17 protein-coding genes are annotated in these 16914 nt (G+C 54.9%); 9 read left to right on the forward strand and 8 right to left on the reverse strand.

Annotation, left to right across the window (positions count from 1 at the left end; translation table 11 throughout):
• Positions 1 to 23 precede the first annotated feature (23 nt).
• From prc to C3451_RS09290, 3 genes are all read right to left on the reverse strand, one after another.
• The gene (prc, locus tag C3451_RS09280; protein WP_124304295.1) at positions 24 to 2072 is read right to left on the reverse strand and encodes a carboxy terminal-processing peptidase; all 2049 of its coding nucleotides are present in this window, start codon (positions 2070 to 2072) and stop codon (positions 24 to 26) included.
• Between the two features lie 19 nt (positions 2073 to 2091).
• Positions 2092 to 2778 (reverse strand): RNA chaperone ProQ, encoded by a 687-nt coding sequence (proQ, locus tag C3451_RS09285; RefSeq protein ID WP_045623240.1) that lies wholly within the window; start codon positions 2776 to 2778, stop codon positions 2092 to 2094.
• A 96-nt stretch (positions 2779 to 2874) separates the two neighbouring features.
• Complete coding sequence (locus tag C3451_RS09290) at positions 2875 to 3372, reverse strand: GAF domain-containing protein (RefSeq protein ID WP_006811006.1); 498 nt, start codon at positions 3370 to 3372, stop codon at positions 2875 to 2877.
• Positions 3373 to 3504: 132 nt separating this feature from the next.
• On the opposite strand from C3451_RS09290, the gene yebS reads away from it, so the two are divergent.
• The 4 genes from yebS to C3451_RS09310 all read left to right on the forward strand — a co-directional run bounded on the left by yebS (position 3505) and on the right by C3451_RS09310 (position 9254).
• On the forward strand, positions 3505 to 4788 hold the full coding sequence (yebS, locus tag C3451_RS09295; protein ID WP_022648459.1) for a membrane integrity lipid transport subunit YebS: 1284 nt from the start codon (positions 3505 to 3507) through the stop codon (positions 4786 to 4788).
• Positions 4757 to 7390, forward strand: a complete 2634-nt coding sequence (locus C3451_RS09300) for a PqiB family protein (RefSeq protein WP_022648460.1) — start codon at positions 4757 to 4759, stop codon at positions 7388 to 7390. The genes yebS and C3451_RS09300 overlap by 32 nt, the downstream gene beginning before the upstream one ends.
• Positions 7391 to 7467: 77 nt before the next feature.
• Positions 7468 to 8910 carry a 16S rRNA (cytosine(1407)-C(5))-methyltransferase RsmF gene (rsmF, locus tag C3451_RS09305; RefSeq protein ID WP_074142918.1) on the forward strand — a complete coding sequence of 481 codons (1443 nt, stop codon included), beginning with the start codon at positions 7468 to 7470 and terminating at the stop codon, positions 8908 to 8910.
• Positions 8911 to 9014: 104 nt separating this feature from the next.
• Positions 9015 to 9254, forward strand: a complete 240-nt coding sequence (locus C3451_RS09310; RefSeq protein WP_006811010.1) for a YebV family protein — start codon at positions 9015 to 9017, stop codon at positions 9252 to 9254.
• Positions 9255 to 9288: 34 nt separating this feature from the next.
• Here C3451_RS09310 and pphA read toward each other — a convergent pair whose 3' ends face one another.
• Positions 9289 to 9933, reverse strand: coding sequence for a protein-serine/threonine phosphatase (pphA, locus tag C3451_RS09315; RefSeq protein ID WP_038416258.1), 645 nt, complete (start codon positions 9931 to 9933; stop codon positions 9289 to 9291).
• A 167-nt stretch (positions 9934 to 10100) separates the two neighbouring features.
• Between pphA and C3451_RS09320 the strand changes: the two genes are divergently transcribed.
• Positions 10101 to 11081 carry a VirK/YbjX family protein gene (locus C3451_RS09320; RefSeq protein ID WP_045623245.1) on the forward strand — a complete coding sequence of 327 codons (981 nt, stop codon included), beginning with the start codon at positions 10101 to 10103 and terminating at the stop codon, positions 11079 to 11081.
• A 45-nt stretch (positions 11082 to 11126) separates the two neighbouring features.
• A complete protein-coding gene (locus tag C3451_RS09325) occupies positions 11127 to 11324 on the forward strand; it encodes a hypothetical protein (RefSeq protein WP_032609507.1) in 198 nt (65 codons plus the stop codon).
• Between the two features lie 125 nt (positions 11325 to 11449).
• Here C3451_RS09325 and C3451_RS09330 read toward each other — a convergent pair whose 3' ends face one another.
• From C3451_RS09330 to yobA, 3 genes are read right to left on the reverse strand one after another with little or no spacing between them, the layout of a single operon-like run.
• Positions 11450 to 11788, reverse strand: a complete 339-nt coding sequence (locus C3451_RS09330) for a YebY family protein (RefSeq protein ID WP_022648464.1) — start codon at positions 11786 to 11788, stop codon at positions 11450 to 11452.
• Positions 11789 to 11804: 16 nt separating this feature from the next.
• Positions 11805 to 12674, reverse strand: a complete 870-nt coding sequence (gene copD, locus C3451_RS09335) for a copper homeostasis membrane protein CopD (RefSeq protein WP_045623248.1) — start codon at positions 12672 to 12674, stop codon at positions 11805 to 11807.
• Between the two features lies 1 nt (position 12675).
• Positions 12676 to 13047: a CopC domain-containing protein YobA gene (gene yobA / locus C3451_RS09340; protein WP_023300433.1), complete on the reverse strand. Its 372-nt coding sequence runs from the start codon at positions 13045 to 13047 to the stop codon at positions 12676 to 12678.
• A 137-nt stretch (positions 13048 to 13184) separates the two neighbouring features.
• On the opposite strand from yobA, the gene C3451_RS09345 reads away from it, so the two are divergent.
• The 3 genes from C3451_RS09345 (at position 13185) to exoX (ending at position 14851) form a co-directional block, all read left to right on the forward strand.
• Positions 13185 to 13415, forward strand: coding sequence for a DNA polymerase III subunit theta (locus C3451_RS09345; protein WP_003859784.1), 231 nt, complete (start codon positions 13185 to 13187; stop codon positions 13413 to 13415).
• A gap of 110 nt (positions 13416 to 13525) precedes the next feature.
• Complete coding sequence (locus C3451_RS09350) at positions 13526 to 14164, forward strand: nitrilase-related carbon-nitrogen hydrolase (protein WP_045623249.1); 639 nt, start codon at positions 13526 to 13528, stop codon at positions 14162 to 14164.
• Positions 14165 to 14188: 24 nt separating this feature from the next.
• A complete protein-coding gene (gene exoX / locus C3451_RS09355) occupies positions 14189 to 14851 on the forward strand; it encodes an exodeoxyribonuclease X (RefSeq protein WP_022648468.1) in 663 nt (220 codons plus the stop codon).
• Here exoX and ptrB read toward each other — a convergent pair.
• Complete coding sequence (ptrB, locus tag C3451_RS09360; protein WP_045623253.1) at positions 14833 to 16908, reverse strand: oligopeptidase B; 2076 nt, start codon at positions 16906 to 16908, stop codon at positions 14833 to 14835. The two genes, exoX and ptrB, sit on opposite strands and share 19 nt — an antisense overlap.
• Positions 16909 to 16914 lie beyond the last annotated feature (6 nt).

Consider the following 16914-nt stretch of genomic DNA (forward strand, 5'->3'; position numbering starts at 1 on the left):
AATTTCTTGTGCCTGTTGGGGGATTATTTTGTCGGAGCAGGTTGTACGGCAGGTTTCTCTTTTTCCAGCTTCGCGAGATCAAGCGCGATATGCACCGTCTCGTCCAGATACGGATCGGGCTCCTGGTAATCCTTAGGCAGATCGTCCAGTTTTTTGAGCAGAGGCTTGCCTTCACGTTTGAAGCGATCGTTGATACGCGCCAGACGTGTCGCGTCATCTTCATTGTTCTCTTTCTCACGCTGGGCGTAGTTCAGAGAGACAATGTTCCGTTTCGCTTTCAGAGCGTTGAAACGCGCGATGTCCTTCATGATGTACTGGAATTCCGGATCCTTCCCGATGCGGTCGTTGTGATTTTTCAGCAGTTCCGGACCGAACTGATTCATATCACCCGATTTCACGAATGTCGCGGCATCAATGCTATCCCACGGCAGCGCGTTATCTTCAAACTTCTCGCCCGTTTCCGTCTCTTCGGTACCTGTCGGCATCATGATGTCCGGCGTCACGCCTTTGCGCTGCGTACTGCCGCCGTTAACACGGTAAAACTTCTGAATGGTGTACTGTACTGAGCCCAGCGCCGGCCATTCAGGACGCAGCATCTGGTCGTAAATACGGTTCAGAGAGCGGTACTGCTGAACGGTGCCCTTGCCAAACGTCGGTTCGCCGACGATTAACGCCCGGCCGTAATCCTGCATGGCAGCAGCGAAGATTTCCGATGCAGAGGCGCTGAAGCGATCGACCAGCACCACCAGCGGACCCTTATAGTAGACCACGCCATCGGTATCGGCATCTTCACGCACTTTACCGTTGTTATCGCGCACCTGAACCACCGGGCCAGACGGGATAAACAGCCCTGAGAGCGAGACGGCCTCGGTCAATGCCCCGCCGCCGTTGCTGCGCAGGTCGATGATCACACTGCTGACATTCTGCTTTTCAAGCTTCTGGAGCTGCACTTTTACATCATCGGTCAGGCCAACGTAGAAGCCAGGGATATCCAGAACGCCAACCTTCTCTTTACCCACGGTTTTCACCGACATTTTCACCGCGCGATCTTCCAGACGGATACGCTCACGTGTCAGAGTAACGATACGGGTTTTGGTCCCCTTTCCGGCTGGCAGGATCTCCAGGCGAACTTTGCTGCCCTTCGGCCCTTTGATCAACGCAACTACGTCATCAAGTCGCCAGCCAATCACGTCCACCATGCTCTTTCCGGTTTGACCTACACCGACAATACGGTCGCCTACGCTGATCGCTTTGCTTTTCGACGCAGGGCCACCGGCCACCATGGAGTTGATAACGGTGTAGTCATCATCCATCTGAAGCACAGCACCGATACCTTCCAGAGACAGGCTCATTTCGGTATTGAACTGTTCGGTGTTACGTGGAGAGAGATAATTAGTGTGCGGATCAATTTCGTGCGCAAACGCGGTCATCGCCAGCGAGAAAACATCTTCACTGTTGGTCTGCGCCAGACGACGAATTGCGAATTTGTAGCGACGGTTTAACGTCTCACGGATCTCTTTCTCGTCTTTGCCTGTGAGCTTGAGGCTCAGTTCGTCATATTTGACTTTTCCGTCCCACAGCGCATTCAGTTCAGCCTCATCTTTCGGCCATGGCGCTTTGCTGCGGTCCAGATTAAAGGTGTCGTTGCCGCTGAAGTCCATCGGACGTTCCAGCACTTTCAGCGCGTATTGATAACGCTCAAAACGGCTCTTTTGCGATAAGTTGTACAGATCGTAGAAAAGATCCAGCTTTCCGGAGCGCAGCTCATCACCCACTTCGGATTTGCGTTTAGCGAACTGTTCGACATCGCTGGCCAGCAGTACGTTATGGCTGTAATCCAGCAAGTTCAGATAACGGTCAAAGATTTTGGCCGAAAAGGCCTGATCGAGATCGAACTGACGATAGTGCGAACGAGTAAAGCGCGACGTCACGCGCTCACTCACCGTCGCGTGCTGAGTTTCTTCCTTAAGAACCGGAATTTGATCAACACGCGTAATATCGTCCACAGCGAAAGCGTGGCCTGTTATAGCAAACAGGCCAGCCAGCGCGGTGAGCTTAAAAAAAGTGTTCATGCCAGGCTCGGCCTCCGTTTCAGAACAACAAGTGTTCTGCGCGTACAATCATTGACATACCAGAAGTCAGCTGTACACGAACGCCATCTTTGGTGATTTCCAGTACGGTGGCATCCATCGCATTGTTACCCGCTTTAACCTTCAGAGACTGACCTACGCTCAGGGCGTTGATGTCCGAAACTGGGGTGTGGCGCGGCTCTTCGCGCGGCGCACGTGGGGCTTTAGCTGCTGGTTTGTCAGCACGCGGTTTGCGATCGTTATTTTCAGTACGACGCGGTGCCGGACGCGGTTTACGCTCGCGACGAGGGGCGTCTTCCTGACCGTTTGCCGCTGCGGCTTCGCGTTTTTTGGCCTGCTGTTCAGCACGCTGTGCCTGAACGCGAGCTTTGGCTTCTTCAAGCTGCTTACGCGCATGTTCTACGTGCTGCTCGTCCAGCTCACCACACGGGTTGCCGTCAAGGTCGACACGGGTCGCACCCGGCTTGATACCGTACAGGTAACGCCAGCTCGAGGTATAAAGGCGCAAGGCAGAACGAAGCTGCGTTTTGCTGAGGTTCATCTCCCCCTCAACGCGCGCGACCAGATCCTGAAAGATACCGACTTTCAGAGGACGCGCTTCACCTTCAGCGCTGAAGCACTGCGGGAAACGCTCGGCCAGATATGCGATAACTTCTTTACTGCTATTCAACTTAGGTTGATTTTCCATGAAATTTCCTGATTACAACGGACGTTGCCAACAAGCGCAGGCATGAACAGGCGACATTATAATGACGCTATCAGTAAATGCTACGTTATCCGTTGATTATCCTGCGACGCTCGCAAAGAATTTATGATAATCGGTCTCTGCCAGAACATTTTCCAGGTTTGCGGCCAACGCGCGCAGCCCCTGCTCATCCTCGGCAGTAAAGCGGCTGAAGACCGTGCTGTCGATATCCAGAACGCCAATAATCTGATTTTTAACCACCAGCGGCAGTACGATTTCAGAATTGCTGCTGGCATCGCAGGCAATGTGGCCGTCAAACGCATGTACATCTTCGACACGCTGAACCTGACGGGTCGCCACTGCGGTACCGCACACGCCGCGACCTACCGGGATGCGTACGCAGGCGAGTTTCCCCTGGAAAGGCCCCAGCACCAGCGTGTCGCCTTCCAGCAGATAAAAGCCCGCCCAGTTCACGTCAGAAAGGCGTTCGAACAGTAACGCACTGGTATTTGCCAGAGTGGCTAAGAAACTGGTTTCCCCTGCCATTAATGCCTTAAAATCGCGATTCAGATCCGCGTAGAATTCTGTTTTGTTCATTATTCAATCACTTAGTTATCTTACATAATTACCGCATAGCCTATTAAAATAAGCATTAAATGCGCTCATGCTCAAGATGAATCCGTTCATGAGTTATTATAACTTTCAACAATACTTATCTGTGTGCGACTGATGGCCCTAAAAACACCCCAAATTACGCCGACAAGAAAGATCGTTGTCCGTACGGTAAGCCAGGCTCTGCCTCGTGCACATTATCAGCGTTGTCCCCAGTGCGATACGCTTTTTATGTTGCCGAAGATGAAATCGCACCAAAGTGCTTTTTGCCCTTGCTGCGATGCCAAAATTCGCGACGGCCGGGACTGGTCATTGACGCGTCTGGCGGCAATGGCGGTTACCATGCTGCTGCTGATGCCGTTCGCCTGGACCGAGCCGCTGTTAAAGCTCTACCTGCTTGGCGTGCGTATTGACGCTAACGTATTGCAGGGGATCTGGCAGATGACGCGCGAGGGCGATCCGCTCACCGGCGCTATGGTGCTGTTCTGCGTCGTCGGCGCACCGCTGGTGCTGGTCGCGGCAATTGCCTACCTGTGGTTTGGCAACATTCTGGGGATGAACCTGCGCCCTGTCCTGCTCATGCTGGAAAAGCTCAAGGAGTGGGTGATGCTGGACATCTACCTGGTGGGCGTCGGCGTGGCCTCCATTAAGGTGCAGGATTATGCGTTTTTACAACCCGGCATTGGCCTTTTTGCGTTTATTTCACTGGTCCTGCTGAGTATTTTGACCCTGATTCATCTGAATGTTGAACAGCTTTGGGAGCGATTTTACCCTCAGCGTCCCGCGACCCGGCCTGATGAAAACCTGCGCGTCTGCCTGGGGTGCCATTACACCGGTTTTCCGGATAAACGCGGAAGGTGTCCTCGCTGCCACATTCCGTTAAGATTGCGGCGCAACAACAGCCTGCAAAAATGCTGGGCGGCGCTTATCGCCTCACTGATATTTTTATTCCCGGCCAATATGCTGCCGATCTCCGTAATTTATGTGAACGGCGCCCGACAGGAAGATACTATCCTTTCGGGGATTATCTCTCTGGCGCACAGTAACGTGGGGGTTGCCGCCATTGTGTTCATCGCCAGTATTCTGGTGCCCTTTACCAAAGTGGTGGTGATGTTTACGCTACTTATCAGCATTCACTTTAAATGCGAACAAGGACTACGCACCCGCATCCTGCTTCTGCGATTCGTGACCTGGATTGGTCGCTGGTCGATGTTGGATCTGTTCGTGATTTCGCTGATGATGTCGCTCATCAATCGCGATCAGTTACTTGCTTTTACCATGGGACCCGCAGCTTTTTATTTCGGCTCTGCGGTGATATTGACTATTCTTGCAGTGGAATGGCTGGACAGCCGCTTACTTTGGGACGCACATGAGTCAGGAAACGCCCGCTTCGCCGACTGAAGCGAGAATTAAAACAAAACGCCGCATTTCGCCATTCTGGTTGCTGCCTGTCATCGCGCTGATGATCGCAGGCTGGCTTATCTGGACGAGCTATGAAGATCGCGGAAGTACCATCACGATTGATTTCCAGTCTGCGGACGGCATTGTCGCCGGACGTACCCCCGTTCGCTTTCAGGGGGTGGAAGTGGGTACCGTGCAGGATATTTCCCTCGGCAAAGGGCTGAACAAAATCCAGGTCCGGGCGAGCATTAAGTCTGACATGCAGGATGCCCTGCGCGCCGAAACGCAGTTCTGGCTGGTCACGCCTAAAGCCTCGCTGGCCGGCGTTTCCGGGCTGGATGCGCTTGTGGGCGGTAACTATATCGGCATGATGCCTGGCAAAGGTGAGCCACAGGATCACTTTGTTGCGCTGGATACCCAGCCGAAATATCGGCTGAATAACGGCGATCTGATGATCCACCTCCGCGCGCCGGATTTGGGCTCGCTGAACAGTGGTTCTCTGGTCTATTTCCGCAAAATTCCGGTTGGCCGCGTTTACGACTACGCCATTAACCCGAACAAAGATGGCGTGACCATTGATGTACTGATCGATCGCCGTTTTACCAACCTGGTAAAAAAAGGCAGCCGCTTCTGGAACGTCTCCGGCGTCGATGCTGACCTGAGCTTAAGCGGTGCGAAAGTGAAGCTTGAGAGCCTGGCGGCGCTGGTGAATGGCGCTATCGCCTTCGACTCACCTGCTGACTCCAGCCCTGCCGCCGCAGAGGATACCTTTGGTCTGTACGCCGACCTGGCGCACAGCCAGCGCGGTGTCATCGTCAAGTTGACCCTGCCGGATGCCAAAGGCCTGAAAGCCGGTTCGACCCCGCTGATGTACCAGGGTTTAGAGGTCGGGCAACTGACAAAATTAACCCTCAACGCGGGCGGCTCCGTTACCGGCGAAATGACGGTGGATCCGAGCGTTGTGGACCTCCTGCGGGAAAAAACACGCATCGAGCTGCGTAATCCGAAGCTCTCCCTCAGCGACGCCAGCATCAGTTCCCTGCTGACGGGAAGCACCTTTGAGCTGATCCCCGGTGAAGGTGCGCCGAATAAAAACTTTGTCATCGCGCCGGCGGATAAAGCTCTGCTGCAAAAACCGGGCGTGTTGACGGTTAAGCTGAATGCGCCGGAAAGCTATGGTATCGAAGCCGGTCAACCGCTAATCCTGCACGGTGTGCAGGTGGGTCAGGTTCTGGAACGAAAGCTGACGGAAAAAGGGGTCTCCTTCTCCGCCGCCATCGATCCGCAGTACGGCAACCTTGTGCACGGCGACAGTAAATTTGTGGTGAACAGCCGGGTCGACGTGAAGGTGGGTCTGGACGGCGTTGAGTTCCTCGGCGCCAGCGCCAGCGAGTGGGTTAACGGCGGGATCCGCATTCTGCCGGGCAGCAAAGGCGCGCTGCGTGAGAGCTATCCACTGTTCGCCAATCTGGACAAAGCCATTGAAAACAGCCTCGGCGACCTGCCGACCACCACGCTGACCTTAAGCGCTGAAACGCTGCCGGATGTCCAGGCAGGCTCCGTCGTGCTTTATCGTAAGTTTGAGGTCGGAGAAGTGATCACCGTTCGTCCTCGTGCGGACGCGTTTGATATCGAACTGCATATCAAGCCGGAGTATCGCAAGCTGCTCACGCCAAACAGCGTGTTCTGGGCTGAAGGCGGCGCGAAAGTGCAGCTCAATGGCAACGGGCTGACCGTACAGGCGTCTCCCCTCTCCCGTGCCCTGCGCGGTGCGATCAGCTTCGATAACCTGAGCGGCGCGGGCGGCAACATGCGTAAAGGTGACAAGCGGATCCTCTTCCCGTCTGAAACCGCGGCGCGCGCCGTCGGGGGACAGATTACCCTGCACACCTTTGATGCCGGTAAACTGGCAGAAGGCATGCCTATCCGCTATCTCGGAATTGATATCGGGCAGGTTCAGAAGCTGACGCTGATCACCGCGCGCAATGAAGTTCAGGCTACCGCCGTGCTTTATCCGGAATATGTACAGACGTTCGCCCGGGCAGGCTCGCGCTTCTCGGTGGTTACGCCGCAAATTTCTGCCGCAGGGGTTGAGCATCTCGACACCATACTTCAGCCGTACATTAACGTTGAACCGGGTCGGGGCAACGCGCGTCGTGAGTTTGAGTTGCAGGAGGCGACCATCACCGATTCCCGTTATCTGGACGGTCTGAGCATTGTGGTTGAAGTACCGGAAGCCGGTTCGCTGGGCATCGGTACGCCGGTCCTGTTCCGCGGTATTGAAGTGGGGACAGTAACAAGCCTGACGCTGGGTAATCTGTCCGACCGCGTGATGGTCGGCCTGCGCATCAGCCAGCGTTATCAGCATCTGGTTCGCAACAACTCAGTGTTCTGGCTCGCTTCAGGCTACTCGCTGGACTTCGGCCTGACCGGTGGCGTGGTCAAAACGGGGACCTTTAACCAGTTCATTCGCGGCGGCATTGCCTTCGCGACGCCGCCTGGCACGCCTCTGGCGCCTAAGGCGCAGGCAGGAAAACACTTCCTGCTGCTGGAAAGTGAACCGAAAGAGTGGCGCGAATGGGGAACGGCGCTGCCGCGTTAATCTCGCAGGCTCCGGTGTCAACGCGCCGGAGCCTTTATGTTACACTGCGCGCCTGAATGTTTCCCTGTGGTGTGCCCGTGGCTCAAAACTCCGTATTTCTTCCTGAACAATTCCTCGCACAGATGCGCGAGGCGCTTCCTGCTCATCTCTCTTTCGACGATTTCGTCGCCGCCTGCCAGCGCCCTTTGCGTCGAAGTATTCGCGTCAATACGCTGAAAATCAGCGTCGGAGCGTTTCTGGATCTCGTCTCCTCCTACGGCTGGCAGCTGACGCCGGTGCCGTGGTGTGAGGAAGGGTTCTGGATCGAGCGGGATGACGAGGAGAGCCTGCCGCTCGGCAGCACCGCCGAGCACCTGAGCGGGCTGTTTTATATTCAGGAAGCCAGCTCCATGCTGCCGGTTGCCGCGCTGTTTGCCGACGGAAACCAGCCTGAGCGGGTGATGGATGTCGCGGCGGCGCCGGGCTCTAAAACCACGCAAATTGCCGCCCGGATGAACAACCGCGGCGCGATCCTCGCCAACGAATTTTCCGCCAGCCGCGTCAAAGTCCTGCACGCCAATATCAGCCGCTGCGGGATCCACAACGTCGCGTTAACACACTTCGACGGTCGCGTGTTTGGCGCTGCCTTGCCGGAAGCTTTTGATGCCATCCTGCTCGACGCGCCCTGCTCCGGCGAAGGCGTAGTGCGTAAAGATCCTGATGCGTTAAAAAACTGGTCCGTTGAAAGCAATCTGGAGATCGCCGCCACGCAGCGTGAACTGATCGACAGTGCGTTTCATGCCCTGCGCCCCGGTGGAACGCTGGTTTACTCCACCTGCACGCTGAACCGCGATGAAAACGAGGACGTCTGCCTATGGCTCAGGCAACGCTATGCGGATGCCGTCGAGTTTCTGCCGCTGGACACCCTCTTCGATTCGGCCAGTCACGCGGCCACCCCTGAAGGCTTCCTGCACGTCTTCCCGCAGATTTACGATTGCGAGGGGTTCTTTGTCGCACGACTGCGTAAAACCCGCGCCGTCGATCCGCTGCCTGTCCCTAAGTTTAAGGTCGGCAACTTCCCGTTCGCGCCGGTCAAAGGCCGTGAGGCGGCACAGGCGCAAGCGGCTGCCAACAAAGTGGGACTGCACTGGGATGAGAGCCTGCGCCTCTGGATGCGTGACAAAGAGCTGTGGCTGTTCCCGGTCAACATCGAACCGCTGATTGGTAAGGTGCGTTTCTCCCGCCTCGGTATTCGCCTGGCGGAGATCCACAACAAAGGCTATCGCTGGCAGCACGAAGCGGTCATTGCGCTGGCAGGCAATGAGAACACCTTCGCCCTGACGCATCATGAAGCGGAAGAGTGGTATCGCGGTCGTGACGTTTACCCGGAAGACGGCCCGTCACAGGATGAAGTCATCGTGACGTATCAGGGCTATCCGCTCGGGCTGGCGAAAAAAGTCGGCTCGCGGCTGAAAAATAGCTATCCGCGTGAACTGGTACGCGATGGTCGCCTGTTTACCGGTAACAGCCGCACTGACTGAAAAAACGCATTTTTTTACTGGCGATTTCTCTCTCCTTGTCTAGGATCAAAAATGGATGACTGCACTGGTCATACCAGATTTTGGGCAACAAATCGGAGAGCATTATGACGAAAACCAGCGTACGCATTGGCGCTTTTGAAATCGACGACGCTGAATTGCGCGGCGAAGCACAAGGCGAACGAACGTTAAGTATTCCCTGCAAATCCGATCCGGATTTGTGCATGCAACTGGACGCCTGGGATGCAGATACCAGCGTCCCGGCGATCCTTGATGGGGAACATTCCGTTCTGTACCGTGAACATTACGACAGTAAAACCGATGCCTGGGTCTTGCGTCTTGCATAACCCAAAGAGAACCCGCCCGAAGGCGGGTTATTTATTACTGAAGCTGCGCCAGCGTCAGAAAGCCCCCGAACACCGCTCCCGTATCAATGTAGTGCAGATTGTTGAAATCGTAGCGCTTGTCCACAGGCGTATGTCCGAACCAGAAGTGATCCGCGCCGCTAATGCCCTGCCCTCTACCCACCATAAAGCCCATTAACCGGTCGCGATCCCACAGCACCCGCTGGGCATCTACCGGCTTATGCCAGGCATATTCGGCGGCGGGATAATCCGCATGAGCAATCACGTTCAGACCGTTTTTGCAGGTTATTTCAATAATGTGCGGTAAGTCCCGACACGCGTCGAGTAAATCCTTCGCCTGCTTTTGTTGAGCGACCGTAAGCCCGGTAAACCAGTTACCGCCATTTATCTTCCAGAGACTAAAATCATTATTTTCAAGCGCATCTAACGCCATTTGCTCGTGATTACCGCGTACCGCATAAAACCACTTTTCCTGCATCAGCTGTAAACATTTCATGCTGTCGGGACCGCGGTCGATAATATCCCCCACCGAGATAAGCAGATCCGCATCAGGATTAAAATGCCGTCGTTTCAGTTCATCCATAAGCCACTGATAACAACCATGAATATCGCTGACAACCCAGACATGACGCCAGTGTTCTCCCTCTATTTTCTGATACATAACGCCTCCTGTAAGAAGTATAGCTGCCACAGAAAATGTCATGAGCCGACGATCGATATCGCGAATCCAAACAAACCATAAACCAGCCGGAAATAAAGATCGCTGCGCTATTAATCCCTTATTCCCTGGCCTTTAAAATAATGCGGAATAAAAAGAGGGATTTTCACGTGTCAAACATACACCTGCAAAACGATGTTTTTTATCCGCATCGCACAAATATTATTTCTGAACTGGTGAGAGGGAAACGCGTTCCCGGCCCAATCTGGCACAAACGTGATTACCGGTTAAAGTTCCTTCTGCGCTCGCTTTTATTCTGGTCCTCCACCCATCGCATGCTGGAGGCGCTATCCGGGCGCGATGATTTCGACAGGCTGATCACCTCTCAAATTACCTTGCCGAGCAAAACTCACCGCCAGTATCTGATGCGTGGCCTGAACTCAAACGACCGGGCCGATGCTATCGTCAGCCACTATCAGTGGATTGATAGTCTGACAAATACCGCCCTCGCCCACGCGCTGACCAATCCGCAAGAGGTGCCGGTTGTCCGGTTCGAGGCAAAAAACGGCGAAATCTATACCGTCCACGCCTCGTCCGCAGGTAAGGCTGAACGTGAAGGCGAAAGCACGCTTTGGCTGCATGACAATGACAACACGCTGCTTGCCAGCCTGACGTTCTGTGTCGCACGCAGTAACGGCCGTATGGTGCTGGTGATCGGCGGCCTCCAGGGTCCCCGTCGTCATGTTTCACGGGAGGTGATTAAGCAGGCTACCCGTGCCTGCCATGGGCTTTTCCCGAAACGCGTGCTGATGGAGGTGATCTTCCAGCTTGCCTCACGCTCGAACATCAGCGCGATTTTTGCCGTCAGCGATGAAGGCCATGTTTTCCGCGCGCTGCGCTACCGTCTGAGCAAAGGGCGTCATTTTCACGCCAGCTACGACGAGTTCTGGGAAGGCCTGAACGGAAAGAAACTCTCCCCCTTCTGCTGGCAGTTGCCGCTCCAGATGGAGCGTAAAGCACTGGAGGAGATTGCCAGCAAAAAACGCGCCGAATACCGTCGCCGCTTTGCGTTACTTGATGATATTGCGGCTTCCGTACATGCGCGCATTGATCCCGCAGTCGTCTCAGGCAAAATACAAACAAAAATTTAACAAAACAGCCAAAAAGGACTGGACTTACGCCTGCCGGGTTGTGGTATGTTTGAAGCAGGCGCACAGGAAGTGAACCTTCTGCTGAGACGAAAACCGGATTTTATCGTTTATTTTCATGCAGATAAAAAGAGACCGAATACGATTCCTGTATTCGGTCCAGGGAAATGGCTCTTGGGAGAGAGCCGTGCGCTAAAAGTTGGCATTAATGCAGGCTCAATCGCCTTGCCCTTTAAGAATAGATGACGACGTCAGGTTTTCCAGTCCACAGTAAAAGTGGTCTGAAAAAAAGCGTCAGAACATCACTAAATGTGAAAAACCGCAGAGCTTTTACAAGCACCTGCGGTTTTTTTTTACTGGAAACCTGACGGCTAGCAGAGCTTTTTAGCGCGCTCAATAAACGGTGCCAGACTTTTCTTCTGCCCGGGGTTTGCCGGGTCATCCACCTGGATCACGCTGACAGGCTGTCCGTTACTTTTCCCGCTGGCAACCTGCTGCTCCGCTACGTCATTTAACGGATACTGCACGAGCGTACTGGGATTGATGACATACAGCGCGTTACCGGGACGGCAGGTGAGCATGACCTCTTCACGATTAAATGCCCAGTTGTCCTTACCCACTTCAAACCGGCTGACGGTGATGACCTGCGGCGCGGCCAGCGCACTGCTGGCACAGGTGAGAAGTAAAAGAGAAAGCAGTGTCTTTTTCATAAGTTATTAAACCTTGTCAGAAGGGTTCCCAGGTCGCGAACAGGCTGACGGCCGCCAGTACCAGCGCGCCCAGCACCACTTCTGCCTGTGTCATCCTGATAAAAATCTGTTGTTCCCGCCCGGCATCAGGGCGAAAGCGTGGCACAAGAAAATACCGATTCGCCAGCGCAATTGCCACCATCATGATGACCAGCGCACATTTGAACAACAACAGCCGTACATAAGGCGCTTCCCACGGCACGTCTATGCCCACAATAAAGAGCGTATTGATTATCCCGGTCAGCAGCACGCCCGCCACGGCATAATGCCCCACGCGGGAGAAGCGCATCATGGTAAAGATAGCGGCTGGCTGCCAGCGGCCTTTCGCCAGCCGCATACAGAACAGCAGCGGCAGTAAACCGCCCACCCAGGTGGCGGCGCAGAGCAGGTGAAGCGCATGGTTCAGACGATGCAACGCACCCGGCGCGCCACCGTTCATCGCGGCATGTCCCACGCCCGCCAGCACCACCATTTGCCCCATCGCGAGCAGTAACAGCCGTGAGCCCTTTTGTGGGGTAAGCCATGCAGCACCCGCGGTCACAGCGGCCAGCACCATTTGCCACAGCCAGACGCCACCAAACTGCGTGCCCAGCACGCTGCGCCAGACCGCCGGGCGAATGACATCACCCCAGCCGTTGCCCATTAACCCACTTTGCAGGCCGAACATCAGCAGAGCAGCCATCAGGCTGATTAAGGCCGCGATATTCTGCTGGCGCTGGAAACGCTGCGTCATGAGGCGCTGCAACGAAGACGGTGCAAACCAGACACTGTATAGCGCGTTGCCGAACAGTAGTATCAGCGCAACAAAATGGATAAAGCGAAACGCTACGTAGCTCAGGGCCAGCATACTATTTCACGCTAAAGTGATAGCTGCCCTTGGTTTTGTGGCCGTCCACGGAGACCACATGCCAGTCCACCGTATAGGTGCCGGTCGTCAACGGTTTCTCAAGAGGAACAATCAGCTTTGCGTTATCCTTCTCGTCACGCTTCACCGCGCCGGTCTGGATTTTGTGCTGCTGCGCGTCCGTCACCACGACGCCGCTGAAGGCAGGTTCAATGCCTTCCGAGAAATTCAGGGTAATGACGTCGGGTGCCGTCGCGACGGTATTTTCCTGCGGGGATTGTTGCTTAAGGTGCGCATGGGCCAGAGCTGATGGCGCGATTGCCGAAGAGAGCAGAAACACCAGCGCACACGCGACGCGGGAAGGGGTAAAGTGCATCACAATCATTCCTTTTCGTTATGCCTGAATGCTAAAGAATAACTCTGTATAATTAACGAGTCGAGGAACATCATTTGCTCCCTTGTCATCGTTGAACAATCGCGGTAACGTTGCCGCCGCAGAAAAAGGAGAAGGAAATGAACGTTAACCTGGCCGCCCTTCCTCAGGACGAGATGGACAAAGTGAATGTCGATCTCGCCGCCGCGGGGGTCGCATTCAAAGAGCGTTACAACATGCCCGTCGTGGCTGAAGTGGTAGAGCGTGAACAACCCGCGCATCTGCGCGACTGGTTCCGCGAACGTCTTATTGCGCATCGCCTCGCCTCCGTTAATCTCTCGCGCCTGCCGTACGAACCTAAAGTTAAATAAGCTTAACGTCCCGTTACACTTCCTTACGCGTTATGTGGCAGGATAAGAAAACCCTGATAAATTTAGGTGTAATCTTAAAATCCCAGCGACTTAGTGTATAAGAAGTCACGATGTCACGATGGACTATTGCCGCGGCTCAGTATGCTCCGCGGCACAACTGTGTTGATGAGCACGTAAAACATCACCTGCACTTTATTGACGAGGCTGCCTCGCATGGGTGCGATTTAGTCGTCTTTCCGGAGCTTTCGCTTACTGGCCCTGGCGGAACAACCTTACCCCCACCCCCTGACGATTTGCAGCTTGCCCCCCTCCTTCACGCGGCGCAGTCACGTTTCATCACGGTGATTGCCGGTATTACGCTCCAGCAACAGAAAGGACTCGCGCTATTCACCCCTAACCTGTCGACCATCCGGCGTTATCCGCAGGGTAACGGTGCGGGTGTTATTCCTGGCAATAAACGGTTAACCATCGTTGATAATCAGGCTGACGCCCCGGAACTGGACCCAGAGGCAACGCTGTTCACCAGCAGCCTGGCGGTGGGTGAGCAACGCTGGCGGCAATCCATCAGTTCGTTACAACGCTTCGCGCATAAGTACGCCATCGCGGTATTAATGGCGAACGCGCGCAGCGGTAGCGCGTTATGGGATGAAAAAGGTCAGCTGATCGTGCGTGCCGATAAGGGAGAGTTGCTGTTAACCGGTTCTTTGGGCCGACAGGGTTGGCAAGGGGATATCATTCCATTAGGCTAGGCATTTTAGGATCAGGAGCGATCAATGCTGCGCGTTATCGATACCGAAACCTGCGATTTGCAGGGTGGAATTGTGGAAGTCGCCTCTGTCGACGTGGTTGACGGAAAGATAGTCAATCCAATGAGCCACCTGGTGCGCCCGGACCGTCCCATCAGTGCGCAGGCGATGGCAATTCATCGCATTACGGAATCGATGGTGGCGGATAAGCCGTGGATTGAAGAGATCATCCCTCTTTACCACGGTAGCCAGTGGTATGTCGCCCATAACGCCAGCTTTGACCGCCGCGTGCTGCCGGAGATGCCCGGTGAATGGATTTGCACCATGAAGCTGGCGCGCCGTCTGTGGCCGGGGATCAAATACAGCAATATGGCGCTGTATAAGTCGCGCAAACTAAGCGTGCGGACGCCGGAAGGGCTGCATCATCACCGCGCCCTCTATGACTGCTACATCACCGCAGCGCTCCTGATTGATATCATGAATACTTCCGGCTGGACGCCGGACGATATGGCGACCATTACCGGCCGCCCCGCCCTACTGACCACCTTCACGTTCGGTAAATATCGTGGAAAACCGGTATCGGAAGTGGCGGACAACGATCCGGGCTATCTGCGCTGGCTGTACAACAACCTCGACAGAATGAGCCCGGAACTGCGCCTGACGCTGAAGCATTATTTAGGCGAAGCCTGAGTTCCCGCGCGGCCTGGCAGCGTATCCTGCGCCAGGCCAATCAAAAAGGCGTACTCCAGCGCCACCCCTTCATAGGATTTAAATCGCCCTGATTTCCCTCCGTGCCCCGAGTCCATATCGGTACACAGCAGCAGCAGATTATCGTCAGTTTTTAGCTCACGCAGCTTCGCCACCCATTTCGCGGGCTCCCAGTACTGCACCTGGGAATCGTGCAGGCCGGTGGTCACCAGCATATGCGGATAGGCTTTCGCCTCGACGTTATCGTACGGGCTGTACTCTTTCATGTAGCGGTAATAGGTTTCATCCTGCGGGTTCCCCCACTCCTCAAACTCCCCGGTGGTCAGCGGAATGGTTTCGTCCAGCATGGTCGTCACCACGTCCACAAACGGCACCTGAGCGATAACGCCTTTAAACAGTTCAGGCCGCTGGTTTACCACGGCTCCCATTAACATGCCTCCGGCGCTGCCCCCCATGCCAAAGCAGAGTTGCGGATCGCCATAACCCTGCGCGATCAGCGCATCGCAGACATCAAGGTAGTCATTGAAGGTATTTTTCTTTTTGAGAAATTTTCCGTCTTCATACCAGTGCTGACCCAGCTCGCCGCCGCCGCGAATATGGGCAATCGCATAAACAAAACCGCGGTCGAGCAGGCTCAGCCTGCTGCTGCTGAAATCGGCGTCCATGCTGGATCCGTAGGAGCCGTAACCGTAGACGAGGATGGGGTTTTTACCTTTGTTGAAGTGATCCTTGTGGTAGACGAGAGACACGGGGACTTCAACGCCGTCGCGCGCGGTCACCCACAGGTGTTCACTGCGATAATTTTCCGACTCAAATCCCCGGACCTCAGCCTGTTTAATCACCTGACGCTGCCCGGTGTCCATATCTAGCTCAAACAACGTGTCCGGGGTAGTCATTGACGAATAGCCGTACCGCAGGCGGGACGATTCCGGTTCCGGGTTAAAGCCGATCCACGTCACGTAAGCCGGGTCATCGAACGCAATGCCCACCACTTCGCGGGTTTTGCGGTTGATTTGGCGGATACTGGTCAGTCCGCGCTGACGCTCTTCCACCACCAGCCAGTCGGTAAACAGGGTGAACCCCTCCAGCATCACCTGATCGCGCGCAGGAATTAACACTTCCCACTTCCGTTCATCGCGCACTTTGGTTTTATAAAGGCCAAAGTTTTTGCCCTCGCGGTTCGAACGCAGGTAAAAGCTGTGCTGGAAGTGATCCAGACTGTACTCATGATCTTTACGGCGCGGCAGGAAGCACAGCGGCTGGGCATCCGGCAGTTCGGCATCCAGCAGCAGCACCTCAGAGGTGGTGGCGCTGGCAAGGAAGATAATCACGTAGTGGCGAGACGAGGTTTTATGCAGGCTGACGTAGAACGTCTCGTCTTTTTCTTCATACACAAGCTCATCATCGGCGGAATCGGTCCCCACCGTATGACGCCAGACCTGATAAGGTAGCAGCGTTGAGGCATGCTTTTTAACGTAGTAGACCGTTTCTGAATCGTTACCCCAGACGAAATCGGGGGAGACATTATCCAGCATTTCGGGATACCAGTTTCCCGTTTCAAGATTGCGGAAACGCAAACCGTACTGGCGGCGGGAGAGGTAATCCTCAGCCAGCGCCATAATGGCGTTATCGGGGGAAATGGACATGCCGCCCAGCGTATAAAACTCACTGTGGGCAGCACGTTTGTTAGCATCCAGCAGGATCTCCCATTCGTCCCACTCGGCGCTCAGCGCAGACTGGCGCTGGTAGATGGGATATTCGTTTCCCGGCTCATAAATATGGCGATAGCGATAACCGTTTTTGCACCACGGGGCAGAGACATCACGCTGGGGGATACGCTGCACCATTTCGTTCAGGAGCTGATCCTGAAGCGCCTGCTGGCTGGCCATGACCTGGCGGCCATAGTCGTTTTCCTCGTGCAGATAGTCGAGCACCTCTGGCCGGGAACGAGAATCGTCCCGCAGCCAGTAGTAGTTATCGATACGCGTATCGCCATGCGTGGTGATCGCATAAGGAGTACGTCGGGCTTTTGGAGGCATGGCATT

Origin of the sequence: Enterobacter sp. 301B (assembly GCF_003850715.1) — a bacterium.
Lineage (GTDB): Bacteria > Pseudomonadota > Gammaproteobacteria > Enterobacterales > Enterobacteriaceae > Enterobacter > Enterobacter intestinihominis.